This is a genomic window from Wolinella succinogenes DSM 1740, assembly GCF_000196135.1.
GTDB classification, from domain to species: domain Bacteria; phylum Campylobacterota; class Campylobacteria; order Campylobacterales; family Helicobacteraceae; genus Wolinella; species Wolinella succinogenes.
This window is the reverse complement of record NC_005090.1, coordinates 1,629,441-1,654,162: the sequence shown is the minus strand read 5'-3', so window position 1 is coordinate 1,654,162 and position 24,722 is coordinate 1,629,441. Positions and strand designations below refer to the sequence as shown.

Sequence of the window (24,722 nt, the reverse complement as noted above, 5' to 3'; positions counted from 1 at the left end):
AGCCCCCATGAGCCTAATCACCCTTCTTGAGAGTGCCGATATCAAGACCATTCAACAAGCTCTCAAGGAGCGATTCCTCTCTAATCTCCAATTCTTTACCTCTTTTTCAGACCCTTTGGCCAAAGCCCTTCAAGAGCCTGCAAGGGAGTATAATCTTTGGCTGGATGAGAAGGGAATCAATGTCGTCAACCTTCAAGAGAAAAGCCTGCTTTTCCCTGAGGTGGAGGGGCGCCATGGAATGCTCGCCTCCGCCAAATACCTCGCCTCCTCTCCACTCACGCATCCCAACTGGAAGCTTTACACTAACGACCTCCGCCCTCATTTCATGGATGAGGAGAAGTTTCCTTTGAGCGGACTCATGCACAATGAGCTCTTAAAGAGTGCCAGCTTGGAGGGGATGCTGGCGGAGGGGATGCATCTGCCTAATGACTTTCTCCCCTCTGTGACGCTTTTAGGGCTGGCAGGTGGGTTGCATCTAGAGTGTTTGAGGGAGCGCTACGCCAAGATTCACTCCCTGCTCATCTTTGAAGAATCGATGGATCTTTTTAGAATCTCTTGTCATCTGGTGGACTTCTCTGCGCTTTTTGATCAGGTCTCAGATAGAGCCTGCTATCTCTTTGTGGAGAGTGTGAGCGATCGGGCGTTCATCAAAAACTTTTTTGAGGTACGGCGTGTGAGCTCCAACTTCTTGCGATTGGAGCTGAGCCTCTATGAGACCCCTAAAATCGCTACGATTCGCGAGGCAATCGCGGAGGCTCATGCGGTGAATGCGAGGGGATGGGGAACTTTTGAGGATGAGATGATTGGGGTGAGAAACGCTTTAGAAAATGTCTCCTATCTCAAAGAGGAGCAAAAGCACCCCGTGCTTCTTAACCCTAAGCGCCTCAATGCGCCCCTTTGTGTGGTGGGTAATGGACCAAGTCTAGATGCGCTCCTCCCCTTTATCCGACAAAATGCCAACAAGATGATCATCCTAAGCTCAGGAACCGCGCTCAAACCGCTCCTCTCTCATGGAATCACCCCTGATTTTCAGGTAGAGATCGAACGAATCGACTTTTTGCATGAGGTTTTAGAGGGGGCTCCTTTGGGTGAAATCCCTCTTTTATCGGGCACGATGGTCAATCCCAAAGCGCTTTCGCTTGCCAAAGAATCCTATCTCTTTCAGCGTGGGGGGAGTGCGGTGAGCGAGCTGCATAAGCCCGAGTTTATCCTAGGATTCTCCTCGCCTTTTGTCGGAAATGCGGCGTTTGCTTTGGCGTGTCTTTTTGGGAGTGATGTGCTCATCGCAGGGCTTGATTGCGGCTACATCAAAGGGGCAAAGAAGCACGCCCAAAACTCCTTTTATGGAGAGGAAGAGATAGAGATTCCTTCGGGTTGTTTTGCAGTGAGAGGCAATGGAACTAAAGAGGTCTATTCTGATTCGATCTTTTCCCTCTCCAGGGAGAATCTCGAAAACGCGATCAAGGTTTTCACTCCCCAAATGGTGCTCAATTTAGGGGAGGGCGCCTATATCGAAGGGGCAAGACCCACCCATCCTGCAGAATTTGAACTTAGAAAGATTGATAAAAAAAGCGCCCTAGAGGAGTTTAAGCGGGCGTTTGTGAAAGAGACGAGCCAGCTCTTTAGGGAGGAGAAGAGAGATTTTCACCTTCTTGATTGGGAGGAGCTAGTGAGGGTGTTTGAAGAGCTTTGGGCGCGCCCTGTGAGCACCAAAAAAGAGCTCTTTGCCTTCATTGATGAGGCGTTTGCGCTTTTGGCTTCTCATAGCAGACGCCATCCTTTTATCGGGACGCTTTTGAGCGGAAGCATTTCGCACTATCTCCAAGCCCTTCTTTTGGATGCGATTCATATACCTAGCAATGATATTTCAACTTTTTTTGAGCGCGCTAGGAGTATATTTGCAGAGGGAATGAAGCGCTTCAAAAGCGAGTATGCGGGTGCTGTTTTGAAGGCTCGAATCAAAAGTGGAACGGCTGTTGCTTCAAGCATAGAAACCCTAGGTCAATAAAAGGAATTGCGATGACAAAAATGATTTACTCCTCTATCGTTGCAGGAACGCTACTCCTAGCAACGGGAGCTTTGGCTGCCACGGATGGAACAACAACGGTCACATCAAATGTGCAAAGCGGAGCGGTGGATGCCTATCCCAACCGAAACTCCTACAAGTCCAATGCCCTAAGAGGCAATGAAGTACAAGCGGATGAGGTAGTGATCCCCAACGCTCCTATGATCACTCCCTCTAGCATTATTGAAATCAGTGCTGTGGGCATGGGGGTCGCTCCTGAGAACACCATCTCTCCAGCCCAAGCGCTAGCGCTAGCCAAGAGGGCGGCGATTGTGGATGCCTACCGACAAATTGGTGAAAAAATGTATGGAATCCGTGTCAACGCTCAAGATACCGTGAGGGACATGGTGCTTAAAAACTCCACTGTTAAAACCAAGGTGCTGGCTGTGATTCGAAATGCAGAGATCGTTGAAACGGTCTATAAAGATGGTCTTTGCCAAGTGAGCATGGAGCTCAAGCTAGATGGGAAGCGCTGGTATCGAATCCTTACGGGCGAAGAGTTTTAAGCGTTGCTTCTCCTCTCTCTCCGCGGGAGCCTAAAGGCTCTCGCCCTCTCTCTTTTTCCCCTCTTTTTTCTCGCGTGCGCGCCAAAACCAAGCCTCCTTCTCTCTTCAGATCCTAAGCTGATTTTGCTTGCCACCCCTGGGTTTCGATTCAATGACACGGGATTTGTGAAGCACTACAACGACAAAATCTCCGTGGAGATCTACTCCATTGGTCAGGTGATGCTGGTGCTGGAGATTCGCTCTGATTCGATCTGCCTCAATGGAGAGTGCCACTCCAAGGCGCGGGTGAATGAGGAGATTTTTGGCGCTAGTGTCGCTTACGAGACCCTTTTGGAAGAGATAATTCAAGGCAAGGATATCTTCAAAGGAGAGGGGAAGCTCACAGAGCAAGGACTGATTCGTCAGCATCTCGTCTCGCCTGATTACGACATTGTCTATGAGCGCTCTTTGAAGGGAACCCTCTTTCGTGATAGAATCAATAAAACCGCCCTCATGATCAAGGAGCTTTGATTTGAAAAAATTTGTCGGTGCCCATGTGAGTGCTAGTGGAGGCGTGCGAAACGCTCCGCTCAACGCTCAAAAGATCGGCGCAAAGGCCTTTGCGCTCTTCACGAAGAATCAGCGCCAATGGAGCGCCAAAGCGCTAGAAGAGGAGGAGATTGAGCAGTTTAAGGCTAACCTCAAAGCCGCAGGGATTGCGCCTTCTTGTGTGTTGCCGCACGATAGCTACCTCATCAACTTAGGCCATCCAGGAGAGGCGGAGCTCGCCAAATCTAGGGAAGCTTTTTTGGATGAGATGAGGCGATGTGAGCAGTTGGGGCTGGATCGGCTCAATTTTCACCCTGGAAGCCACCTTGGAGCTATCAGCGAGAGTGAGTGTCTAAGTCGTGTCGCCGAATCGATCAATCTTGCGCTAGAGGCCACTTCTGGGGTGATCGCAGTGATTGAGAACACCGCAGGGCAGGGGAGCAATGTCGGCTATGATTTTCGCCATCTAGGTGAGATTATCGATCAAGTCCACGACAAGAGCCGTGTGGGAATCTGTATTGACACCTGTCATATGTTCAGCGCGGGTTATGACATTCGCACGCGTGAGGCGTATGAGGCGAGCATGGCGATCTTGGATAGAGAAGTGGGGTGGTGCTATCTTAAAGGAATGCACCTCAATGATTCCAAGGTGAAGTTTCAAAGCCGTGTGGATCGGCATCATAGCCTAGGGATGGGAGAGCTTGGAATCGCTCCTTTTGAATTTATCATGAATGATCCTCGCATGGATGGGATTCCTCTGATTTTAGAGACGATTGATGAGGCTCTTTGGGCGCAGGAGATCACCCTCCTTTACTCCTTAATCAAGGAATAAAGCGAGTTTCTAGGCTAAAGGTTTTTATCAACATCTTTCAAGTATATTCTGACTTTTTCCAGCGGAAATCTTAACTTTTATTAAGAAAACTTCGATTCGAGGCAAAGCGTTGAGACACTTTTTAACCCTAAAAGATTTTAGTGCACAGGAGATTCTAGAGATTCTCGCCCTCTCCAAAGAGATCAAGGATGACCTCAAAAAAGGGATTCGACCTCCTTTGATGCAGGGCAAGGTGCTAGGGATGATCTTCGAGAAGAGCTCCACAAGAACGCGTGTGAGCTTTGAGAGCGGAATCTATCAGCTCGGTGGCATGGGGATGTTCCTCTCCAATCGTGACATTCAGCTAGGTCGTGGCGAGCCGATGAAAGACACGGCACGGGTGATCTCGCGTATGGTCGACATGGTGATGATTCGCACCTCAGGACATGAGCGAATCGAGGAGTTTGCCAAATACTCCCAAGTGCCCGTGGTCAATGGACTCACCGATTCTTATCATCCTGTTCAGCTGATGGCTGACTATCTCACGATGATGGAGCAGGGCAAAGATCAAAACCCGATCGTAGCCTATGTGGGAGATGGAAACAATATGACCCACTCTTGGCTCATGCTCGCCTCTAAGCTTGGTTTTGAGCTGAGGGTTGCGACCCCTAGGGGTTATGAGCCTAATTTGAAGATTTTTGAGGAGGCACAAAAGATCGCTAGCCTAAGCGGAGCCAAAATCACGCTCACAAACGACCCAAAGAGGGCGGTTGAGGGAGCGGATGTGGTGACTACAGACACTTGGGCTTCGATGGGACAGGAAGAGGAGAAAGAGAAGCGCGCGCGCGATTTCCAAGGTTATTGCGTGGATAGTGCGCTCATGGGACTGGCCAAAAGCGATGCAATTTTCCTCCACTGCCTTCCCGCCTATAGAGGGCAGGAGGTGAGCGAAGAGGTGCTTGAGGGGCCTCAGAGTCTTATTTTTGATGAGGCAGAGAATCGCCTTCATGTTCAGAAAGGAATTATGGTTTGGCTAGATCGAAAAAGGAGCTAGGGACGATGGAGAAGCTAGTTGAATCCCTCTCTTCTAATCAAAAGAGGAATCAGGCTCTCCTGCACCCCTTTGAGGGCAATGAAGCGCTTCTGGAACTCACCAAGGGTCGTCTAGGAAATGAGGAGCCCTGTCATGTGAAAGGAGCACAAGGAGAGGAGTATGTGATACTTCCAAAGCATCTTCTTCTTGGTCTTGTGAATCTTTTGCAAAAGGGGCGTGAAGAGCGTGTCAAGCTCAACTTGGAGCGCGATATTCTTCAGCAGATGCCTATTGATTTTGAGGATGTTTGGGAAGTGGCGCTTCAGGAGATTCATCGAGAAAATGCCAATCCCTCCTATGTGGACACCAAGCGACTCATCAAGGAGATCAAGCGCCGCCATCCCAATCTCTTTTTTCAATTGGGCGACCTTTTTGGGCGCGCCAAAGAAGAGATGTTGGATTAAGGGGCGGGCGTGATTGATTTTGAAAAGTTTGCCCGCTACTCCAAAGCAGGCCCTAGATACACCAGCTATCCCACCGCCAATGAGTTTCATGAAGGCTTTGGTGAAAAAGAGTATAGAGAGGCCTTGCGGAGAGAAGACCCAGCCAAAGCGCTTTCACTCTATATCCACCTCCCTTTTTGTCGAAGCGCCTGTTATTTTTGCGGTTGCAATGTCATCTACACCAGCAAAGAGGATAAAAAAGAGCGCTATATTGGCTATCTCAAAAAAGAGCTTGCCCTGCTCAAGGAGGCGATGGATACGCACCGTGAGGTGACCCAGCTCCACTTTGGTGGGGGCACCCCCACCTTCATGGATGCTTCCCAGCTCGCAGAAATCCTTGATCTTCTCCATGAGACTTTTCCCCGATTCAGCGATGATGCAGAGCTTAGCTGTGAGATCGACCCTCGATTCTTCACCCAAGAGCAGATGCAAGCACTCAAAAGGGGAGGAATCAACCGTCTTAGTTTTGGGGTGCAGGACTTTAACCCTGGTGTTCAAGAGGCGATCCATCGCACTCAGAGTGTCGAGTTGGTCGCTAGAGCGGTGGAGATGGCTAGAGCGCATGGAATCAACTCTATCAATTTTGACCTCATCTATGGCCTCCCCTATCAAGATTTTGAGAGTTTTGCCAAAACCCTAGAAGAGGTGGTGAAGCTCTCCCCTGATCGCCTCGCGGTCTTTAACTATGCGCATGTGCCTTGGATGAAAAAGACCATGCGAAAGATTGATGAGACCACGCTTCCCTCCCCCAAAGAGAAGCTCAAGATTTTGGAGCACACGATTGGGTTTCTTCAAAATAGCGGCTATGAGACCATCGGAATGGATCACTTTGCCAAGCGCGAAGACGAGCTCTTTAAGGCGATTGAAAAAGGGGAGCTCAGGCGAAATTTCCAAGGCTACACGACCAAAGGTAAAAGCCAGACGATAGGAATCGGCCTCACCTCTATTGGGGAAGGGAGCGACTATTACGCGCAGAATCATAAAGAGATGGAGGCCTATGAAAGGGCGCTGGATGAGGGACATCTCCCTATCCACAAAGGAATCTTGCTCAGCGAAGATGATCGATTGCGCAAAGAGGTGATCATGAGCCTCATGAGTAACTTCAAGCTCGCCTTTGCCCCCCTTAATGAGCGCTATGGAATCGATTTTAAATCCTACTTTGCCGAGGCGTTAGAAGAGCTCAAAGAGTACGAAGAAGCGGGGCTTTTGGAGCTCAACGAGGAGGGAATCGCGGTCTCTCCTACAGGAACCATGCTCATTCGGAATATTGCCATGCCTTTTGACGCCTTTTTGAAAAAGAGTCCTCTTTCAGAGCGCAAATTCAGTAAAACGGTGTGATCATGTTCAACTACCAACAAACCAGCCAATCTTGCGTGAAGTGCGGGAAGTGTATCCCCTCTTGCACCATCTACAACATCCACCCCGATGAGGTGACTTCACCTAGAGGATTTATCGATCTTTTAGGCGCTTACCAGCGCGGGGAGCTAGAGCTAGATAAAAACGCCAAAGATATTTTTGAAAAGTGCTTCCTCTGCACCAATTGCACCTATGTCTGCCCCAATCTCCTCCCGACTGATCAGGTGATTGAGAATGTGCGTGCTGAGATTGCGCAAAAGTTCGGGATCGCTTGGTTTAAGCGAGCCTACTTTTTCTTGCTCAGGAATCGCTGGCTGATGGATTGGGGGTTTGCCCTAGGGTCGGTTTTCACGCCGCTACTCTTTAAGAATCTGCCCAAGCATCAATCCGTGAAACCACGCTTTAAACTCCCCCTCATCGGGGAGCGAGTTTTCATGTGGCTTCGCTTTAAGAGCTTTATGGAGAGCTACCCCGAAGAGACACTCAACTCAGATAGGGAGAATCCTCGCCGTGTGGCGATTTTTATTGGCTGTTTGGCCAATTACAACTACACCAAAATCGGCGATTCTCTCATGGAGATTCTAAAAGAGCTCCGAATTGATGCCTTTATCCCCAAAAAGCAGCAGTGCTGTGGCGCACCTGCCTACTTTACGGGAGATTTTCCTACTGTGGATAAGCTGATCAAGCAGAATGTGACCTATTTTGAGAGCTTTATTGATGAGGTCGAGGCGATCATCATCCCTGAGGCGACCTGTAGCGCGATGATTCTAGAGGACTGGGAGCGCTTCATGCACAATCAGCCCGAATGGAGAGAGCGTATCGCTAGATTGTTGCCTAAAATTTTCATCGCGAGTGATTGGCTCTACCACAAGACCGATCTTTTGAAGCGTCTTGAGGCGCTCTCTGTGAAAATGGACAAAAGCATCACCTATCATGATCCCTGTCATGCGCGCAAAGTGCTCGGGGTCTTTAAAGAACCTAGAGCGCTTCTTGGGGCGAACTATAAGATCGTTGAGATGAGTGATCCTAATCAGTGCTGTGGTTTTGGTGGAGTCACGCTCCAGACGGAGAAGTATCAATACTCCAAAAAAGTGGGAATCGCCAAAACGAAAATGATCCAAGAGACAGGGGCAAAAATCGTGAGTGCGGAGTGCAGTGCCTGCAGGATGCAACTCACCAATGCACTAGATCATGAGAAGATTGATGTGGAGTTTGCCCATCCGCTAGAGCTTATTGCTGAGGCGCTTAAGGCGAGAGGATAGCCTAATCGCCTTAAGAAGGGTGAGGAGTAGAGCTAAAAAGAGCACAAAGTAGTGCGGGCTTTGGGCGACTTTTTGTGCCATGAAGTAGTGAATCGCCCCTAGCCAAAGGGCTAAATAGATCACAATGTGTCCTCTTTGGAATCTTTTCCAGAGCTTGGGAATCGAAGTTAGCGCCAACCCCGCCAAGATCATCCATCCAAAAAATCCAAGAAGGACAAAAGGTTTTTGCACCGCCTGATTCCATAGGGCGCTCCACTCTAGGGACAAATCGAGAATGAGGTAGGCGCCAAAGTGGAGGGTGGCATAAAAGAAGCTAAAAAGTCCAAGGAATCGACGATAGGAGATGAGTTTTGGGGAAGAGTAGCGAGAAAGCGGGGTGAGCGCGAGCGTGCCAAAAAGCAATGCTAGCGCGCCAAGACCCGTATAAGTGTAAATCTCTTTAAGTGGATCAGGGCTCTCACCCCCTAGAATCCTATAGAGGAGAATCATGAGAGGGATGAGAAGAATCCCTGCAAGAGCCACTTTTTTCAAAAATCTCTCTTTAGGTCCATGCCTGCATAAAGAGAGGCGACCTCTTTTTCATATCCATTAAACTTCAATGTCTTTTGCTTTAGTAATGAGCCAAGAAGCCTCTCGGAGGCCTGAGACCAGCGTGGGTGATCGACCTCTGGATTCACATTGGCATAGAAACCATACTCTCTTGGATTGAGGAGTTTCCATGTGTTGAGGGGCTCTTCTTGGGTGAGCTCGATTTTGGCAATCGATTTGATCGATTTGAATCCATACTTCCATGGCACGATGAGGCGAAGAGGGGCGCCATTTTGTGCGGGGAGCTTCTCGCCATACATCCCCACCGCCAAGAGAGTGAGCGGGTGCATCGCCTCATCTAGACGCAATCCCTCCACATAAGGATGAGGAATCACTCCAAGTGCGCCCCTTTTTTGATCGGGAAACTGGGTGGGATCCAAGAGGGTGGTGAATTTGACATATCGGGCCTTGGTGGTTGGCTTTAGCCTCTCTAGGAGAGCGGAAAGAGGAAATCCAATCCATGGCACCACCATAGACCAGCCCTCCACGCATCGAAAGCGGTAGATTCTCTCCTCCAAGGGAAATTGATAAAGCTCATCAATGGAGAGGCTTTGGGGATTTTCCACCTCTCCACTAGCCAAAAGCTCCCAAGGGTAGGGGCGCAGTGTCTTGGAGAGGCCTACAGGGGCGGTTTTGGAGGTGGAAAATTCATAGAAATTGACATATCCGCTAGCCTGTTCAAAAGAGTTTGGCTTCAGGTTTTCGAGGTTTTCAGAGGGGATAAAAGAGAGCGGAGAGGGCGCCTTGGTCTTGAGTGCGGCTAGAAGATTGCTCACAGAGCCAGTCGCCACCACTGAGGCGGCGCCTAGCTTCAGGAAGCTTCGCCTTTGGTCAAATAGCTCCTTGGGAGTGACATCGCTAGGCTTTGGCTTCATGACTATTCCATTTCAAAAACAAAAGGAACCCCTCGAATAAGACCGCTACTGTAGATCTTTTCGGCATTTTCATCGATGAGTTTGGTGGGTTGATTGCGAAGGTTTTCAGGAATTTTGTAGCTGTCTGCATAGACCTCTCTTAGGATAGAGATCTTCTCTTTATCGCTCTTGGCCTCTTTAATCTTATCCATGGCGATCTGGCTCTTCACAAAAGCGGTGCGTGCACCCACGGGAGCGAGGATAATTTTGATGTGGTGATCTTTGAGCTTCTCTTCAATCGTCTTCATCTCGTTGCGGCAGTAGGGGCACTCAGGGTCGGTGACGACCACAAGCGTCTTTTTGACATTGTTGCCTGTGGATTTGAGATTCACATAGCGATTCTCAGGAATCGATTTGAAAATTTCGTTGAGCTTTTTGCCTTTGGCGGTCTCGTTGAAGTTTTGAATCTCTTTGATAGCGTTTTGGACGATCTCATCATTTTTGGCGTTTTGGGTGAAGAAGAGATTAGAGAATCCAATGATATTGTTGCCATCTAGTGAGGCAAACAGAGGGAATCGCTGGCCGCTAGTGGCGCTCTCAACGCTCACGAACTTCATCTCTTTGAAGCCTTCAAGTTCGTAGCTTTTGACCACTTTGATGGGCATGCCTGTTTTGGTTTGGACTAGAGCTTCGAGATTCTCTTCAAAGCTTTTAGCAAGAGCCAAGGAGGCGACAAGGGAGCTGGCGAGGGCGACTTTGAGCAGGGTTTTTGTCATGAAGATTCCTTTGGAACAAAATGAAAGTCAGTGGCATCTATTGTATCGGAAATCGCTTTTGGCTCTCTTGATGGAGGTCATCCAAGCCCCTTTTTTTTGAATAGGGGGGCTTGGATAGAGGGAGTGATAGAGGAGGAGGATTAAGAGAGGAGCTCTTCAAGAGTGATGTAATCACCCACGCGACCCGTCATTTTCTCTGCATCGGTGTTCACGGGGAGAGTCTTTTTGCCGGGTCTCCAGCCCGCGGGACAAACTTCACCGGTTTGAGTGGCGTGCTGCCATGCGCGAATCTGTCGGATAAGCTCTTGGACATTTCGTCCCACCATAGGAGCTTGAACCTCTTGGGCGACGACTACGCCTTCGGGATTGACTAAGAATCGACCGCGAAGCGCCAAACCCTCCTCTTCGATCATGACTCCAAAAGCTCTCGCCATATCGCCTTTTGGATCGGCAGCGATCGTCATTTTGAGGCCTTTGAGGATGGGCTCAGTCTCCACGAATCGCTTGTGAGAGAAGTGGGTGTCCGTGGAAGCGGCAAGCACCTCTACGCCAAGCTCGCCCGTGATCTCATCAAGATGCGCATTCATTGCGGCAATCTCAGTGGGGCAGACGAAGGTGAAGTCAGCAGGATAGAAGCAGATGAGCGTCCATTTGCCTTCATAATCTTGGCTGGAGACTTTTTTGTAGTGGCCTGTGGCAGCATCATAAGCCATGGTCTCAAACGCGGGCATTTTTCTTAGAACAAGTGAACTGGACATATTTTTATTCTCCTTGGTGGATAGGTTTTGATCATTGGAAACAGAAGTTTTTTCATTGTTGGAATCGATTGCTTTGACTCCAGTGTCGCATGCCATGCTTTCTCCTTTGGGTTTCTTAAATGGCGTGAAGGAATAATATAAGATTATTTCTTAAAAGAAAATAATTATCGATTAGGAAAAATTGTTTTTGATTACCAAAGGAGATTTTTTTCTAGGCTTTTATAGAATCTTTTCTCAAAATATCCGCAAAGAGGGAGAAGAATCGATGGGGCGATGGGTCGTTGGGTGGCTTATAGGAGCGCTATTTTGGAGTGGATGCGCGGTTAAATATGAGAGTTTTGAACCCACAGCTCAAGAGAATCAAAAGGTCAAAACCCTCCAAAAAGAGCTCTTGGCGCTATCCCCTGAGGTTGATCCCAAAGAGGCAGAGCTCATTGCGCACGAGGCGATCACCTATCCAAAGCAGCTGGCCAACTCCTACAATCTCATCTCGCCTCCTCTTTTCCATAATTTTCTCGTCAACGCGGGAATTCGCGATCGAGGACTCTGCTATCAGTGGGCAGAAGATTTAGGGAATCATCTCAAAACTTTTCGCCCCCAGAGTCTCAAAATCCGCTTTGGGGTTGCCAATCTTGGAGAGAATGACGAGCATAATGCCGTGGTGGTGATCCCAAAGGGCGGGAGCTTCTCGGAGGGAATCGTGCTCGATCCTTGGCGGGAATCTTCTAAGCTCTATTGGATTGGCGTGGGGAGCGATCCTAAGTATAGGTGGAAGGAGCGCTAAGATTCCAAAGGCGCGAAAGAGCGAACGATCTGGCGAAAGAGTGCAGGATCTTCACACTGGATGAGAAGCATATCGCCCTCCTCAAAGAGGGTTGAGCCTGTGGGCTTGATCTGCTCTTTTTCTCGCTTGATGAGAAGAATCAAGAATTCACTAGGAAGCTCCAGCTCGGCAATACTTTTGCCAATGACGCTAGAGTTTTTAGTGATATAGAACTGTTTGAGCGTGTGATGCAAAAGAGGCGAGGCGATGATGCTTGGTTCGGGCACTTTGGACTCTTTGGATTCTTCGACCTTGAGCCATTTGGCGACCCTTGGGAGGGTGGTGCCTTGGATGAGTATGGAAGTGAGCACGATAAAAAAGATGGTGTTAAAGATGAGCGAAGAGCTTTCCAGTCCTGCTAAAAACGGATAGGTCGCTAGGATAATCGGAACTGCGCCCCTAAGACCCACCCAAGAGATGAAACTCTTCTCTTGGAGGCTTAAAGAGCTGAAAGTGAGCGTGAGAAAAACCCCCAAAGGACGCGCTACAAAGATAAGCCACAAAGAGATACCAATGGCTGCAGGGGCGATGGCGGGGAGATCAGAAGGGAAGACCAAGAGGCCGAGCGTGAGAAAAACGGCGATCTGCATGATCCATGCGAGCCCATCATGGAATCCGATGAGATTCTTTTTGTGGACAAATTCGCGGGCATTAGAGGCGATGCCTGCGATATAGACGGCTAAGAATCCATTCCCTCCCAAAAAAGAGCTTGCACTAAAAAGGAGCAAGACCCATGCGATGCTAAAGACAGGATAGAGTCCATAGTGCCCCAGATGAATGCGATTGAAGATAGGAGGGAGGAGAATCCCAAAAAGATAGCCCATGATTCCCCCGACTAAAAACTGCAGGAAAAATTTCCCGATCCACTCCCCTAGTGAGGAGCTCTCAGGGAGGAGAATCATCTGCAAAATCGCCACTGTGAGGAAGATCGCCATGGGGTCGTTGCTGCCTGATTCAAGCTCTAGTAGAGGGGCGAGGCGTTTTTTGAGTGAGATTCCTTGGGCGCGCAATATCGCAAAAACAGCCGCGGCATCGGTTGAAGAGATGATGGCGCCTAGAAGGAGCGATTCTTGCCATGTGAAATCAAGCAAATAGCGCACGCTGAGCGCCACAAAGAGTGCGGTGAAAATCACCCCAAAAGTGGCTAGCGCGAGTCCTGCGCCTAGCACGGGCTTGATCGCTTTCCATGAGGTGTCAAGCCCTCCGCCAAAAAGGATGAAGATGAGCGCGAGGGTGCCAACGCTTTGGGCGAGTTTGGCGTTGTCAAAGTAGATTCCAAGAATCCCATCGGATCCCGCTAGCATCCCAAGCCCTAAAAAGATAAAAAGCGCAGGGATTCCAAACTTGTCTGAAAGCTTGCTAGAAACCACGCTAAGAAGCATTAAGAGGGCGCTAATGAGGAGATAGAGTTCAAGATTGTCCATGTTTATCCTTTGAATCGGGGAATATAAAAGACCTCTTTGTAGAGGTAATGACTCGTGATATAGCAAGCGCTTAGGGAGCCAAAAAAGAGCAAAAGCATGATCGAGAGCTGCAAAGAGGCTGCCTGCATCGGCTCAAAGCCCGCCAGCAGCATCCCTGTCATCGCCCCAGGGATAAAGATCACCCCTAGATTTTTGAGATTATTGAGAAGGGGGAGCATGGCGCGTTCCATCGTCCTTTGGCGCTCCTCTTGGGTGGCGTGCGCGAGTGTGTCGCCTAGGGCCAGTTTGCCTTCAATGAGGGGGAGATTCCCTAGAAGTTGCTCTTGAAGGGTTTTGGCGCACAGAAGATAGGCGCTAAGCGAGTTGCCCACGACCATGCCTGCGATGGGAATGAATTCGCGCGAAGAGCCTGAGAGAGTTTGGGTGAGCAACCCTAAAGGCAGAGCGATCAAAGAGGAGCCACCCAGCACCAAAAAGAGAATCAATCTAGGGCGGCGAGAAAAACCACTCTCTTTGGCCTCCAAAGAGGCAAACAAAAGCATCAAGAGCAGTGCGGTGAGGTTAAAAAACCAAGAATCGTGTTCAAAAATCCACAAAAGCGCCACACCAAGGAGGGAGATTTGGATGAGGGCGCGACTGGAGGCGATGAGACTTTGGCGCGCTAGGAGCGGATGGGAACGCCACAAAAAGAGAATCACAAGAAGCGCTAAGAATAGGAGTGCTCCTGTCCCTAGGTGAAATCCCTCCAAGAGTTTCACCCGAGATTCCCCAAAGCCACGAGGCTAAAAGCCATCACAGCCATGCCTGTGACGAGTCCATAGAGCGTGTCGTGGGCGTGTCCATAGACTCTAGAGGCAGGGATGAGCTCATCAAAGGAGATATAGATCATGATGCCTGCCACGATTCCAAAGGTGAGCGCAAGCGTGAAATCGCCCAAAAAAGGATAGAGCAAGAAGAATCCGACCACCGCCCCAAGAGGCTCGGCTAGGCCTGAGAGGGTCGAGTAAAAAAAGGCGCGCTTGCGATCGCCTGTCGCGTGATAGATGGGCAGCGAGACGGCCATCCCTTCGGGGATATTGTGGATGGCAACCGCAAGGGCGATCATGAGGCCAAAGGAGAGATTATCAAGGGCGGAGATAAAGGTGGCAAACCCCTCGGGGAAGTTGTGGATGCTAATGGCGATGGCGGTGAAGATTCCCGTGCGCTTGAGCGAGCTAGTGATGGCGTAGTCGCGCTTGAGCGGGGAGAGCTCTTTTTGGCTCTTGAGCTCGTGGGGGTTGACATCTTTGGGGATGAGCTTGTCAATGAGTGCAGAAAGAGTGACCCCAGCAAAAAAGCAGAGCAGAGCGAGAATCTGCCCTAGATTCCCCGGGTAGATGAGTGCAAAGGCCTCCATCGACTTAGGGAGAATCTCCATGAAGGAGACATAAATCATCACGCCAGCGGAGAAACTATACTGCCACTAAAATTCAAGACAATAAATTGAAAGGTTTATCTTCCTAAATGGTAGAATTTTCTAAAGATTTAGGAGAGGAAAAAATGAGTAGAAAAAGAAAAAGCTATAGTGCAGAATTTAAAACTAGAGTTGTCTTAGAATTACTAGGTGGCGAAGAGACTGTAGCACAGATTGCCAGTAAATATGAGATTACACCAAAAAGTCTCATTGATTGGAAAAAGCAGTTTTTAGAGAATGCATCACTAGTATTTGATGTAGGTTCGGCTACTAAAGCCTATAAAGATGAGATAGAAGAGCTAAAAACAGAGAATGATGCTCTAGCAAAGAAATTAGGAAAAACAACCATAGAGAGGGATTGGGCAGTGGGAAAGCTAAAGAGCTTGGGCTTATCAAATAAAAAAGATCTTGTCACACCCAAGCTAAAGAATCTCTCCATGGCAAGACAATGTGAAATAATAGATTTAAATCGCTCAACCCTTTATTATGAACCTAAACCCATATCAGACAATGATTTAAAAATCATGAAAAGGATAGATGAGATATATACTGATATATCCTCAACCTATGGCTATCGGTTTATGCATAGGCAGCTTTTGGAAGATGGATTTTCAATTGGTGTAAATAAAGTCAATAAGCTAATGAACACTATGGGGATACAGGCAATCTTTCCAAAAAAGAAACGACACACATCCATTAAAAACTATAAACATAAAATCTATCCATATCTACTACGAGAGCTTGAAATTAACAGAGCCAATCAGGTTTGGAGTGGAGATATTACCTATATCCCAATCAAGGGTGGTTTCGTGTATTTGTGCGCCATTATTGATTGGCACAGTAAAACGATACTCTCATGGAAAATATCAACAACTATGGATACATCTCTTGTAACAGATGTTTTAAAAGAAGCCATTGAAAAATATGACATTCCTGTAATATTCAACTCCGACCAAGGTAGCCAATATACCAGCCATGAACATACAGAACTTCTCAAGAAACACAACATTCAAATCTCTATGAACGGTAAAGGCAGATCCATTGATAATATTGCCATTGAGAGATTTTTTAGGACTTTAAAATATGATGAAATCTATATCAATGAGTATAGCTCTATTTCAGATCTCAGATTTAAGGTTTCAAGATATATCAATTTTTACAATCACAATAGATTTCATTCAGCACTAAATTATCAAAAGCCCATGAATGTTTATCTAGAAGGGTTGAAAAACGTTGCTTAAATTAAAGGCTAGAGGCTGGAAGATGAATTCTCAAAAAGTTGTCTTGACAAATGGTGGCAGTATATGGTGTTTGTGTTTTTGGTGTCGCTGCTCTCTTCTATTGTTGTGATGCAAGCTTCTTCTCACAAAGGCTTTTTCCTTGATGATCACGACTCAAGCAAGCCCCAGCGCTTCCACCATGCGCCCACACCTAGGGCGGGAGGGCTGGCGATTTTCCTGGCCTCCTTGGCGGTAGTGTGGCTGATCCCTTGGGGGTGGGCTTTTATGCTGGCGAGCTCCTTGGCTTTTGCTAGTGGAATCATCGAAGATTTTAAAGGCACCCTCACGCCAAAGGTGCGCCTCTTTATCCAGCTAAGTGCTGCTTTGGCGGGAGTGTGGCTGGTGGATGCATTGATTCTTGATATAGGGATTGATTGGATTTTGCCTTGGGGATTGGGGCTTGTTTTCACGCTCTTTGCGGTGGTGGGTGCGATCAATTCGATCAATATCATTGATGGATTCAATGGGCTTGCCTCGGGAGTGGCGATGATGGTACTCTTCTCGTTGGCGTTGGCGGCACACTCGGTGGGAGATGGAGAGATCCTTTGCCTCTCTTTGAGCGTGCTAGCAGCGACGCTTGGATTTTTTGTGCTCAATTTCCCCAAGGGGAAGATATTTCTTGGGGATGGCGGGGCTTATTTTCTGGGTTTTGTGATCGTTGAGATTGCGATCATGCTGAGCCAAAAGCACGAAGAGATTTCGCCTTGGTTTGTGCTTGGGGTGATGATCTATCCCGTCTATGAGGTGCTCTTCTCCGTCTATCGCCGCCGTTTGGTGCGGGGGCTCTCCGCGCTCCACCCCGATGGCATCCATCTCCATTCACTCCTGTTTAAGCGCAAGGCCAGAAACAACCCCAAGACCTCGATTCTTGTATGGATGCTCACCGCCCCCTTTATCTTTTTGCCCCTTGGGTATAAGGGCAACGAGAAGTGGCTAATATTGACGATTCTTCTTTTTGTGGTGGGGTACAACTGGCTCTATCACGCGCTAGTGAATTTCAAGGTGCGCCAAAAGCGGCGCGCCAAGAAGAGGGCTTAGATCGCCCTCTCTAGCATAGCGTTGAGCCGCTTAGCAAAGCCTACGGCGTCTTTGAGACTCCCGCTCTCTAGGAGCTTGGCTTGATCTAGCAATAGATGAGCGTAGTCGCTGGCGCGCTCCTCATCCTCTAGCGCTAGAAGCTTGCCCACCATAGGATGTTCGGGGTTGAGCTCCAAGATGGGTTTGGGCTCGGGGAAGTCACCTAGGGCATTGCCCATCTGGCGCATCATTTTGATCATGGCAAAGTTAGGATCGTCCTCGTCCGCCACCACGCACGCAGGAGAATCAACGAGTCTCTTGGAGAGGCGCACGCTCTTGATCTCTCCGCTGAGCGCCTTTTCAAAGCGCTCTAGCAGGGGCTTGAAGCGCTCTTTTTCTTCTTCGCTCACGCTCTCCTCTTCAAAGTCCTTATCCGCTTCGGCGCTATTGATCGCCTTAAGGGGGAGGTCGCCATACTGATTCACCATAGGCATGACGATAGAATCGATCTCCTCGTCAAAGAAGAGCACCTCAATTTCGCGTTTTTTGAATTTCTCCAAGAGGGGCGAGTTCTGAAGCAAATCGGCGTTTTCACCCATGAGATAGTAGATCGCCTTTTGCCCCTCTTTCATGCGCTCCTTGTAGCTTTGGAGAGAGATTTTCTTGTTGGGACTGAGGCTAGAGTGGAATCGCATGAGCTCTAGGAGCTTCTCTTTGTTCTCAAAATCCCCATAGAGACCCTCTTTGAGCGCTCGTCCAAACTCCTTGAAGAAAGCTTCATACTTCTCCTCGTCTTTGGCAAGATTCTCGATTTCGGCGAGGATCTTTTTGGTCGAGGCGGATTTGATATTGGCGAGGATTCGGTTTTGCTGGAGAATCTCCCGGCTGACATTGAGTGGTAGGTCTTCGCTATCGATGATTCCCCGCACAAATCGCAGATAGCTAGGGAGGAGCTCTTTGTCATCATCGGTGATGAAGACACGCTTGACATAGAGCTTCACGCCTGAGCGATAGTCCACGCGATAGAGGTCAAAGGGCGCCTTGGAGGGGAGGTAAAAGAGCGTGGTGTACTCTTGGCTTCCCTCGACCTTGATGTGCACCCATGCTAGAGGATCATGAGAATCGTGGCTTAGGCTCTTGTAGAACTCTTTGTAGTCCTCCTCTTTGAGCTCGTTTTTGGAGATTCTCCACAGGGCGAAAGCTTTGTTCACCTGCTCCTCTTTGGATTCCTCTTGGTCGTTCTTTTTTTGAGTGTAGTGGAGGAAGATGGGGAAGGGGATGTGGTCGGAGTATTTTTTGATGATCTCCTCAAGTCGCCAGCGGCTAGCGAACTCCTTCTCCTCCTCTTTGAGGAAGAGTTTGATCTCGGTTCCATGGCTCTCTTTGGAGCATGGGGTGATCTCATAGTCGCCCTTGCCCTCGCTAAGCCACGCATAGGCGCTCTCTTCGCCCGCTTTTTTCGTGGTGACAACAATTTTGTCAGCGACCATGAATGCCGCATAGAATCCCACTCCAAACTGGCCGATGAGCGCCGAATCTTTCTTCTTGTCGCCACTGAGCCTCGAGACGAAGCTCTTGGTCCCGCTTTTAGCGATGGTGCCGAGGTTTTCGACTAGGTCGCTCTCATTCATCCCGATTCCCGTATCGCTTAGAGTGAGAATCTTTTTCTCCTCATCAAAGTGGATGTCGATTCTTGGAGTGTATTGGAGGTTTTTGAGGTTCTCATCCGTGAGGGTGAGATACTGGAGCTTCTCTAGTGCATCGGAGGCATTGGAGATGAGCTCGCGGAGGAAAATCTCTTTGTTAGAGTAGAGCGAGTGAATCATGAGGTCAAGGAGTTGATTGACCTCGGTCTGAAAGGTGTGTTTTGCCATAGAAATCTCTCCTTGGAAAAATTTCTGGCAATTATAACAGAAGATTGATAAAAAACCTTAAAGTTGATAGAGATCGTATAAGGTTATATGCCAGCGCTACTTACAACTATTGGCACGGCGGTGACAATCGCATCGAAATTGAAGGTGCATCTTCTTGAGTTCCGCCGCCAGCTTTTTGAGGTGTGCCACCTCTGTATCCTTCAGATTCCCTTCGTGTCTTTTCATCCAAAGCAGCCTCTCTTTGAGCGCTCCCATCTTCCCCTCTATCGACATCCCAAAACCCCTTTGGTGGACAAAATTTATGAAAATATTATACTTTTGAATTCTTAAATATGAATTAATAAATACCCATTAGAGTAAGTATTATGTCATAAAAATACTAAAAAGAGTATATTTTAAGAAAAATATTGGAACGGCTTTTGCTCCAAGGTCGCTTATGGAAAGCCGAGATTTGAAAGTGATGCTAAAGCAGGCGGGATTGTCAAAAAAAGAGTTTGCGCAGATTGTGGGACTCTCTCAGCAGACCGTGAGCAATTGGGGGTGCAGCAAAAATATACCCCGATGGGTAGAGAGCTGGCTAGAGCTCTATATCGATTCTCGACGTTTTAGAGAGCTAAAACAGCAGTTCCAAGAGATGGGGATTTGTCACTTTGTGGAAGAGGGGAGGAGAATCTAGCGCCTAGAGACCTCTTTGAGGAGGTTTTTGAGTTTTTGGGCAAAGAGGGAGTTCATTCCCTCCATGAACTCCACAACCTTGCGCATCTGCTCATCGCTTAGCTCGACTAGCGCATGGTGGCATAGGTTATCAAAAACCTCTTCGCTATCTTGATAGATGCTCTCCTCAAAGAGCTTCAAGAAGTGCTTGAGTTTCGCCCTTTCTCGGCGCTCTTGAGCCATCGTTTCAAGCAAGATCGCATACATCTCCTCCAGCTCCTCCACTTTCATGGTTTTGAGCTTTTCAGCGGTGTAGGCGTTGGTCACTTTCATGATTTTAGTGATGATTCCTTTTTTCTCTTCGCTATTTTCATAAAACTCTCTATAGTAGCCCTCGATTTCATCGCGTCGATACTGCTTCAAGAGGTCATTTTTCATCTTGGCGAGGTGAATGATCTGCTCTTTTCGATGGGGATTCTTGAGTGTGAGGAGGACGGTTTTGAGTCGATGAATATTCTCTCGTTGGCGCTCATATTCGTGCATTTGCACAGCAAGCTCTTCGGGGGGGAGCTCGCGATAGTGCCTCTGTATATCATCAAGGAGCCACTCTTGATACTCTCGATATTTGATTTTGACCATCCGCGCTAGGCGCTTGTAGAGTTGGTCGGTGGTGTGATTGGCGAGTAGTTCAAGGATGTCTTGGTAGTCGTGGGTGTGCACTAGTTCATCAAGCACGAGATAGAGCGAGTCGGGATTCTTGGAGTTCTCTTTGATTTTCTGCCAAAACTCTTTCAGTGAAAGTGGCGCGATTCCGTCCAGAGGGGAGGGAAGGGAGGGATTCTCCTCCTCTTCTTCTTCTTTGAGATAGGAGGGAAAGAGGCGGATGAGCTCCATCGTCTCGCGAGTGAAGAGGTCCTTGAGTGCTTCGCTCTGCATGCTTTGAAGCTCATTCATGGAGTGACCGTGGTGGATGAGCTGTTCGATGAGTTCCTCGCGATTGAGATTCATCTACGCCTCAGTCGATTCTAGGGCTTGCAGGATTTTGAAGGCTTGGGCGTGTTCTTTGACATCGTGGCATCGTATGAGGCTTGCTCCCGCCTTGTGGGCTTCGGCGTGGAGGATGAGAGTGCCAGGGAGGCGCTCCTCAGTCATTGAGGGGGAGAGGGCGTGAATGAGAGATTTGCGGCTTGCCCCTACAAGGAGCGGCAGACCAAAGCGCTTGAAGTGAGAGAGGTGGCGGATGAGTTTGAGATTGTGCTCCACGCTCTTGCCAAAGCCAATTCCCACATCTAGCGTGATTTGAGTCACTCCCGATTCGTGGAGGGTTTCGATTCGCTCGACAAAGAATCGATCGACCGTCTCGATCACATTTTCGTAGTGGGGATTTTGCTGCATCAATCGAGGAGATTCTCCTTGCATATGCATGATCACTACCTCGCACTGCCGCTCTTTGGCGAGGCTCACCATGCGAGGATTTTTGAGCGCGGTGATGTCATTGATGAGGCTAAATCCACAATCCAAACAGAGCTCTGCGACGCTAGGATTGTAGGTGTCGATACTGAATTTCACCCGCTCAAAGAGACGCGATTCTTGAATCGCTTTGGCGATGGGTCGGATGCGTTTTAGCTCCTCCTCTTCGCTCACCCAATCACTCCCCGGACGCGTGGAGGCTGCGCCAATATCAATGATGTGAGCCCCTTCCTTGATCATCTCTTCGATGCGCCAAAGAGCATTTTCTCCGAGGAATCGACTCTTGTCATAGAAGCTATCTTCGTTGGCGTTGATGATTCCCATAAGCTGGAGGGGCTGAGAGGGGGTTTTGAGATAGCTTTTGAGGGTTTGGGCGAGCTCTTTGAGTCCAAAGGGTTGAGTTTGGCACTTTTTAATGAGAAGCTCTAGATGTTTTTGGTTGGCGATGAGGATGCCATCTTGATAGGGCTCTTTAAAGAGAATCGCCTCTTTGGGGGTGGCGAATTCTGCCCCAAGCGAGAGACAATCCTGTTTGAGGATGAGGGCGGCTTGAGTTTTGAGGCGATAGATTTTGAAGAAGAACTGCTCGCCTTTTTTGGCCATGATGTGGATTCCGCCTTTGTCGGAGTGGAGGGCGGTGAGATAGGCGGTGAGGTTGGCAGGATCAATTTTTTGGACGAACACTCTTTTTCCTTTGTAAAAGAAGAAGTAGAAGGGGTAAAAAAATATGCGCGGGACGCTCAAATTGCTCAGCCAGCACGATCGCTCGTCCAAAAAGCTCTAAATCTTGGGCGCGCAAGGGGAGCGATTCTTCTTTGCAGGCAAAAAGAAGCGATTCGATGAGCCTTTTGGTCTCCTCTTTGGAGGGGTTTTCGCGGGTGAGCTCTTTGAGAAATCCATAGACCTCTTTGAGTGAGAGCGAGGAGAGCGCTAGGGGGAAAGGGTTTTGAGAGAGAGGCTCTCGATGATCGATGATGGGGAGGCGCGAGCGAATCGTGGGAAGGAGCGAAGATTTGGAGGTCGCTAGCAAAATAAATGAGATGTGCTTGGGAGGCTCTTCTAAGATCTTCAAAAGAGCATTTTGGGCGTAGAGGTTGTAGTTTTGCGCGGCGATGATCACTCTCACAGGCTCCTTGGAGGCAATGTAGGCTTGGGCGATCACCTCTTTGCTGTCATCGATTAAAAACTCCTCTTTGAAAAAGAGCTTTTGATGTTCATTGGATCCTCCAGCCCCTAGCTCCTCGATAGAAGCGGCTAGATTGGAGGTGAGGAGGATGTATCCGCTTGGGCGCTCCATGCCTAGATATCCAGAGAGACGTGACCAAAGAGCGCGGCGGAGAGGGTCTTGTCAAAGATTCGATAGAGTTGGAAAAGTCTCATATCCAAAAGATCATCGCTGGAGCTAAGCACGAAGCTATTTTGCATCCCCTCATCCAAAATCCAGTTGAAGCTATCATCCTTGCTAAAGGCGAGCTTGGCACGCCGATCTTCACTCTTTCCGATATACCAAAAGATGTATTGATCTTTGAAGGAGATGGAGAGCATATCGTTGATGAGCGCCCCATCCTCTTCGTTTTTGATGTACTCCACATGGGGATAGATCGATTTGATGTTGTAGATGGGGAGGAAGGGGCGATTTTTTTGAGGCTTGTTGATAGAGGCGCCGATGTAGCTCCCAAACCAGCTCCGCTCGCTATCGGTCATGACGATGACACTGTATCCCTCCAAGAGGTGACGGATAGTGTTGGCTGCTAGAGGAACCCACTCAAACTTGCGCTCCTCTAGCCAGCTCATCATGCTCTCATCATTGCGGATGGTCTCAATAGTCCATTTGAGCAGGTCTTGCATCAAGCCTACTTGTCTAGCTCGTAGGTGGCGTGAAGCGTGCGGACGGAGAGCTCGGCGTATTTGAGGTTGATGATCATGGAGATTTTGATCTCGCTGGTGCTGATCATCATGATGTTGATGTTGTCCTGAGCTAAGGCTTTGAAAGCCTTACTCGCCACGCCTGTGTGAGACTTCATGCCCACGCCTACGATGGAGACTTTGGCGATGTTGTCGTCAAACTCGATTCCTCCGACGCTTCCTTCAAAGCGTTTGAGCACGAGCTTGGCGCTCTCTAGCTCGGTTTTAGGGATGGTGAAATCCATATCAGTGAGAGAATCGTAACCGATGGTTTGAACGATCATATCGACATTGATATTAGCCTCAGCCAGTGCGCCAAAAATTTCAGCGGCGATTCCAGGTCTGTCTTGGACGTTGGTGATGCTCACGCGAGCTTGATTTTTATCTAGAGCGATTCCGCTGACTACGGGGTTTTCCATGATTTCTTCTTCCTTTGTAATGAGGGTTCCGGGATTGTCGCTAAAAGAGCTTTTGGTGATGAGGTTGACATTGAGTTTTTTGGCGAGCTCTACAGAGCGGTTGAGGAGGACTTTGGCTCCCATGCTCGCGAGCTCTAGCATCTCATCGTAGCTGATCTTGTCGATCTTTTTGGCTTTGGGTTCGATTCTTGGATCGGTAGTGTAGACTCCTTCGACATCGGTGTAGATTTCGCATAGGTCGGCCTTGAGGGCACCTGCAAGGGCTACGGCGCTCAGGTCGCTTCCCCCGCGCCCTAGGGTGGTCACCTCGCCATCGGGAGTGATTCCTTGAAAGCCTGCGACCACTACAATGGTGTCATCCTCTAAGAGGGAATCGATTCTCGCGGTGTCGATGTGATCGATTCGGGCTTTGCTGTGGCTTTTGTCCGTGATCATTCCCGCGCCTCGTCCGCTTAGCGAGATGGACTTAAAGCCCATTGCTTGAAGCGCTAATGCCAAAAGAGCGCTAGTGACGCGCTCGCCAGAGCTTAGAATCATATCCAGCTCCCTAGGATCAGGAATCTGGCTGAAGTGCTTGGCGTATCCTAGGAGTTTGTCGGTCTCTCCGCTCATGGCTGAGACCACCACCACGAGCCGATGACCCTCTTTTTTGGTTTTGGCGACCTTGTTGGCGACATTTTGGATTCGATCGAGATCACCGACACTGGTTCCGCCGTATTTTTGCACGATTAACATCTTAGAGGTATCCCTTTTTCTTGAAGTATTCGAGCACCTGCTTATAAATGGGTCTTTTAAAGTAGGTGATGTGATGGAAAATATTCTCGTAGGAGACGAATTTATAGTCGCTAAATTCAGGCTCTTGGGTGTTGAGGTTGACAAGAGAATCATGCCTTAGCCGAACAAGAAAATATTTTTGAGTCTGTCCGTCATAAGGATACATCTTGGGCGCGACTGTTTCAGGAAAATCATAGCTCACCCACTCAGGGTGTTCCGCCACAATATCGACCTCTTTGGTGCCGATCTCCTCCTCTAGCTCTCGAAGCAGCGCCTCTTTGGGCGATTCGTTTGAATCGATTCCCCCTTGGGGGAACTGCCACGCGTCTTTGATGTCGTTGCGACAGGCGATGAATATTTCGCACGCGTGAGGGTACTTCGAGGAGAGGATGATGGCGGCGACATTGGGTCGATAGTGGCGTTTGGTCTGTTTGGGTTCGCTCATGTTTGCTTTAGGGTCGCTTCCAAAAAAGTATAGATTCTGTCCTTTAATCATAAGAAAAAACGATTTAAAAAGAGTTGATTGGCGGAGATGAAGTTATGTTATCATTGAAAACTTGGAGTCACTCATCTAAGAAGCGGGAGGCTG

Annotated in this window: 25 protein-coding genes and 2 pseudogenes; 12 read left to right on the top strand and 15 right to left on the bottom strand. The window is 48.7% G+C overall.

Features of this window, described 5'->3' with window-relative positions; genetic code table 11:
• The first annotated feature begins 7 nt into the window (after positions 1-7).
• The 8 genes and pseudogenes from WS_RS08270 (at position 8) to WS_RS08235 (ending at position 8,064) form a co-directional block, all read left to right on the top strand.
• Positions 8-2,008, top strand: coding sequence for a motility associated factor glycosyltransferase family protein (locus tag WS_RS08270; protein WP_011139562.1), 2,001 nt, complete (start codon positions 8-10; stop codon positions 2,006-2,008).
• Between the two features lie 203 nt (positions 2,009-2,211).
• A pseudogene (locus WS_RS08265) lies at positions 2,212-2,571 on the top strand (LPP20 family lipoprotein); the annotation flags it as partial.
• Positions 2,572-2,574: 3 nt separating this feature from the next.
• A complete protein-coding gene (locus WS_RS08260; protein ID WP_011139560.1) occupies positions 2,575-3,081 on the top strand; it encodes a hypothetical protein in 507 nt (168 codons plus the stop codon).
• A gap of 1 nt (position 3,082) precedes the next feature.
• The gene (gene nfo / locus WS_RS08255; RefSeq protein WP_011139559.1) at positions 3,083-3,931 is read left to right on the top strand and encodes a deoxyribonuclease IV; all 849 of its coding nucleotides are present in this window, start codon (positions 3,083-3,085) and stop codon (positions 3,929-3,931) included.
• 109 nt (positions 3,932-4,040) lie between these two features.
• Complete coding sequence (gene argF, locus WS_RS08250; protein ID WP_011139558.1) at positions 4,041-4,964, top strand: ornithine carbamoyltransferase; 924 nt, start codon at positions 4,041-4,043, stop codon at positions 4,962-4,964.
• A gap of 5 nt (positions 4,965-4,969) precedes the next feature.
• A complete protein-coding gene (locus tag WS_RS08245; RefSeq protein WP_011139557.1) occupies positions 4,970-5,407 on the top strand; it encodes a DUF2603 domain-containing protein in 438 nt (145 codons plus the stop codon).
• Between the two features lie 9 nt (positions 5,408-5,416).
• Positions 5,417-6,784, top strand: a complete 1,368-nt coding sequence (gene hemN, locus WS_RS08240; RefSeq protein WP_011139556.1) for an oxygen-independent coproporphyrinogen III oxidase — start codon at positions 5,417-5,419, stop codon at positions 6,782-6,784.
• A 2-nt stretch (positions 6,785-6,786) separates the two neighbouring features.
• Positions 6,787-8,064 carry a (Fe-S)-binding protein gene (locus WS_RS08235; protein WP_041571879.1) on the top strand — a complete coding sequence of 426 codons (1,278 nt, stop codon included), beginning with the start codon at positions 6,787-6,789 and terminating at the stop codon, positions 8,062-8,064.
• On the opposite strand, the gene WS_RS08230 is transcribed toward WS_RS08235, so the two are convergent.
• The 4 genes from WS_RS08230 to WS_RS08215 form a co-directional block, all read right to left on the bottom strand.
• Positions 8,026-8,586: a protein-methionine-sulfoxide reductase heme-binding subunit MsrQ gene (locus WS_RS08230; protein WP_232013727.1), complete on the bottom strand. Its 561-nt coding sequence runs from the start codon at positions 8,584-8,586 to the stop codon at positions 8,026-8,028. The two genes, WS_RS08235 and WS_RS08230, sit on opposite strands and share 39 nt — an antisense overlap.
• A 5-nt stretch (positions 8,587-8,591) precedes the next feature.
• The gene (gene msrP, locus WS_RS08225; protein ID WP_011139553.1) at positions 8,592-9,527 is read right to left on the bottom strand and encodes a protein-methionine-sulfoxide reductase catalytic subunit MsrP; all 936 of its coding nucleotides are present in this window, start codon (positions 9,525-9,527) and stop codon (positions 8,592-8,594) included.
• 2 nt (positions 9,528-9,529) lie between these two features.
• A complete protein-coding gene (locus WS_RS08220; protein ID WP_011139552.1) occupies positions 9,530-10,282 on the bottom strand; it encodes a DsbA family protein in 753 nt (250 codons plus the stop codon).
• 140 nt (positions 10,283-10,422) lie between these two features.
• A complete protein-coding gene (locus WS_RS08215) occupies positions 10,423-11,136 on the bottom strand; it encodes a peroxiredoxin (protein WP_011139551.1) in 714 nt (237 codons plus the stop codon).
• Positions 11,137-11,227: 91 nt separating this feature from the next.
• Between WS_RS08215 and WS_RS08210 the strand changes: the two genes are divergently transcribed.
• The gene (locus WS_RS08210; RefSeq protein ID WP_129545321.1) at positions 11,228-11,824 is read left to right on the top strand and encodes a hypothetical protein; all 597 of its coding nucleotides are present in this window, start codon (positions 11,228-11,230) and stop codon (positions 11,822-11,824) included.
• On the opposite strand, the gene WS_RS08205 is transcribed toward WS_RS08210, so the two are convergent.
• The 3 genes and pseudogenes from WS_RS08205 to zupT form a co-directional block, all read right to left on the bottom strand.
• Positions 11,821-13,287 carry a potassium/proton antiporter gene (locus tag WS_RS08205; RefSeq protein WP_011139549.1) on the bottom strand — a complete coding sequence of 489 codons (1,467 nt, stop codon included), beginning with the start codon at positions 13,285-13,287 and terminating at the stop codon, positions 11,821-11,823. The two genes, WS_RS08210 and WS_RS08205, sit on opposite strands and share 4 nt — an antisense overlap.
• Before the next feature lie 2 nt (positions 13,288-13,289).
• Positions 13,290-14,045 (bottom strand): ABC transporter permease, encoded by a 756-nt coding sequence (locus WS_RS08200; protein WP_041571878.1) that lies wholly within the window; start codon positions 14,043-14,045, stop codon positions 13,290-13,292.
• Positions 14,042-14,737 (bottom strand): annotated as a pseudogene (zupT, locus tag WS_RS08195) (zinc transporter ZupT); the annotation flags it as partial. The pseudogene zupT and the gene WS_RS08200, both read right to left, overlap by 4 nt.
• 53 nt (positions 14,738-14,790) lie before the next feature.
• Here zupT and WS_RS08190 point away from each other — a divergent pair.
• Together WS_RS08190 and WS_RS08185 are read left to right on the top strand one after the other, a co-directional pair.
• Positions 14,791-15,981: an IS3-like element IS1302 family transposase gene (locus WS_RS08190; RefSeq protein WP_011138235.1), complete on the top strand. Its 1,191-nt coding sequence runs from the start codon at positions 14,791-14,793 to the stop codon at positions 15,979-15,981.
• Positions 15,982-16,044: 63 nt separating this feature from the next.
• Entirely contained in the window at positions 16,045-17,058 is a 1,014-nt protein-coding gene (locus tag WS_RS08185; protein WP_011139546.1) for a glycosyltransferase family 4 protein, read from the top strand.
• Here WS_RS08185 and htpG read toward each other — a convergent pair.
• Both htpG and WS_RS11000 read right to left on the bottom strand, forming a co-directional pair.
• Positions 17,055-18,917, bottom strand: coding sequence for a molecular chaperone HtpG (gene htpG, locus WS_RS08180; protein WP_173355317.1), 1,863 nt, complete (start codon positions 18,915-18,917; stop codon positions 17,055-17,057). The genes WS_RS08185 and htpG overlap by 4 nt on opposite strands.
• A 90-nt stretch (positions 18,918-19,007) precedes the next feature.
• Positions 19,008-19,184: a hypothetical protein gene (locus tag WS_RS11000; RefSeq protein ID WP_158305210.1), complete on the bottom strand. Its 177-nt coding sequence runs from the start codon at positions 19,182-19,184 to the stop codon at positions 19,008-19,010.
• A gap of 163 nt (positions 19,185-19,347) precedes the next feature.
• Here WS_RS11000 and WS_RS08175 point away from each other — a divergent pair, with 163 nt between their 5' ends.
• On the top strand, positions 19,348-19,587 hold the full coding sequence (locus tag WS_RS08175) for a helix-turn-helix domain-containing protein (protein WP_011139543.1): 240 nt from the start codon (positions 19,348-19,350) through the stop codon (positions 19,585-19,587).
• Here WS_RS08175 and WS_RS08170 read toward each other — a convergent pair.
• From WS_RS08170 to WS_RS08145, 6 genes are read right to left on the bottom strand one after another with little or no spacing between them, the layout of a single operon-like run.
• Positions 19,584-20,573 (bottom strand): hypothetical protein, encoded by a 990-nt coding sequence (locus tag WS_RS08170; protein WP_011139542.1) that lies wholly within the window; start codon positions 20,571-20,573, stop codon positions 19,584-19,586. The two genes, WS_RS08175 and WS_RS08170, sit on opposite strands and share 4 nt — an antisense overlap.
• On the bottom strand, positions 20,574-21,719 hold the full coding sequence (gene folP / locus WS_RS08165) for a dihydropteroate synthase (RefSeq protein ID WP_011139541.1): 1,146 nt from the start codon (positions 21,717-21,719) through the stop codon (positions 20,574-20,576).
• Positions 21,700-22,332, bottom strand: coding sequence for a DNA polymerase III subunit delta' (locus tag WS_RS08160; RefSeq protein WP_011139540.1), 633 nt, complete (start codon positions 22,330-22,332; stop codon positions 21,700-21,702). Before WS_RS08160 ends, folP begins: the two co-directional genes overlap by 20 nt.
• A 2-nt stretch (positions 22,333-22,334) precedes the next feature.
• Positions 22,335-22,883 carry a HobA family DNA replication regulator gene (locus WS_RS08155; RefSeq protein ID WP_041571877.1) on the bottom strand — a complete coding sequence of 183 codons (549 nt, stop codon included), beginning with the start codon at positions 22,881-22,883 and terminating at the stop codon, positions 22,335-22,337.
• A gap of 5 nt (positions 22,884-22,888) precedes the next feature.
• Positions 22,889-24,094 (bottom strand): aspartate kinase, encoded by a 1,206-nt coding sequence (locus tag WS_RS08150; RefSeq protein WP_011139538.1) that lies wholly within the window; start codon positions 24,092-24,094, stop codon positions 22,889-22,891.
• A 1-nt stretch (position 24,095) separates the two neighbouring features.
• On the bottom strand, positions 24,096-24,578 hold the full coding sequence (locus WS_RS08145) for an RNA pyrophosphohydrolase (protein WP_041571876.1): 483 nt from the start codon (positions 24,576-24,578) through the stop codon (positions 24,096-24,098).
• Between the last annotated feature and the right edge of the window lie 144 nt (positions 24,579-24,722).

Bases quoted from the DNA above. Each gene is read 5' to 3' on its own strand.
- WS_RS08270 (WP_011139562.1), top strand. From the start codon at position 8: ATGAGCCTAATCACCCTTCTTGAGAGTGCCGATATCAAGACCATTCAA.
- WS_RS08245 (WP_011139557.1), top strand. From the start codon at position 4,970: ATGGAGAAGCTAGTTGAATCCCTCTCTTCTAATCAAAAGAGGAATCAG.
- WS_RS08235 (WP_041571879.1), top strand. From the start codon at position 6,787: ATGTTCAACTACCAACAAACCAGCCAATCTTGCGTGAAGTGCGGGAAG.
- msrP (WP_011139553.1), bottom strand. From the start codon at position 9,527: ATGAAGCCAAAGCCTAGCGATGTCACTCCCAAGGAGCTATTTGACCAA.
- WS_RS08220 (WP_011139552.1), bottom strand. From the start codon at position 10,282: ATGACAAAAACCCTGCTCAAAGTCGCCCTCGCCAGCTCCCTTGTCGCC.
- WS_RS08215 (WP_011139551.1), bottom strand. From the start codon at position 11,136: ATGGCATGCGACACTGGAGTCAAAGCAATCGATTCCAACAATGAAAAA.
- WS_RS08205 (WP_011139549.1), bottom strand. From the start codon at position 13,287: ATGGACAATCTTGAACTCTATCTCCTCATTAGCGCCCTCTTAATGCTT.
- WS_RS08190 (WP_011138235.1), top strand. From the start codon at position 14,791: ATGGTAGAATTTTCTAAAGATTTAGGAGAGGAAAAAATGAGTAGAAAA.
- WS_RS08185 (WP_011139546.1), top strand. From the start codon at position 16,045: ATGGTGTTTGTGTTTTTGGTGTCGCTGCTCTCTTCTATTGTTGTGATG.
- WS_RS11000 (WP_158305210.1), bottom strand. From the start codon at position 19,184: ATGTCGATAGAGGGGAAGATGGGAGCGCTCAAAGAGAGGCTGCTTTGG.
- WS_RS08175 (WP_011139543.1), top strand. From the start codon at position 19,348: ATGGAAAGCCGAGATTTGAAAGTGATGCTAAAGCAGGCGGGATTGTCA.
- WS_RS08170 (WP_011139542.1), bottom strand. From the start codon at position 20,573: ATGAATCTCAATCGCGAGGAACTCATCGAACAGCTCATCCACCACGGT.
- WS_RS08160 (WP_011139540.1), bottom strand. From the start codon at position 22,332: ATGGAGCGCCCAAGCGGATACATCCTCCTCACCTCCAATCTAGCCGCT.
- WS_RS08155 (WP_041571877.1), bottom strand. From the start codon at position 22,883: ATGCAAGACCTGCTCAAATGGACTATTGAGACCATCCGCAATGATGAG.
- WS_RS08150 (WP_011139538.1), bottom strand. From the start codon at position 24,094: ATGTTAATCGTGCAAAAATACGGCGGAACCAGTGTCGGTGATCTCGAT.
- WS_RS08145 (WP_041571876.1), bottom strand. From the start codon at position 24,578: ATGAGCGAACCCAAACAGACCAAACGCCACTATCGACCCAATGTCGCC.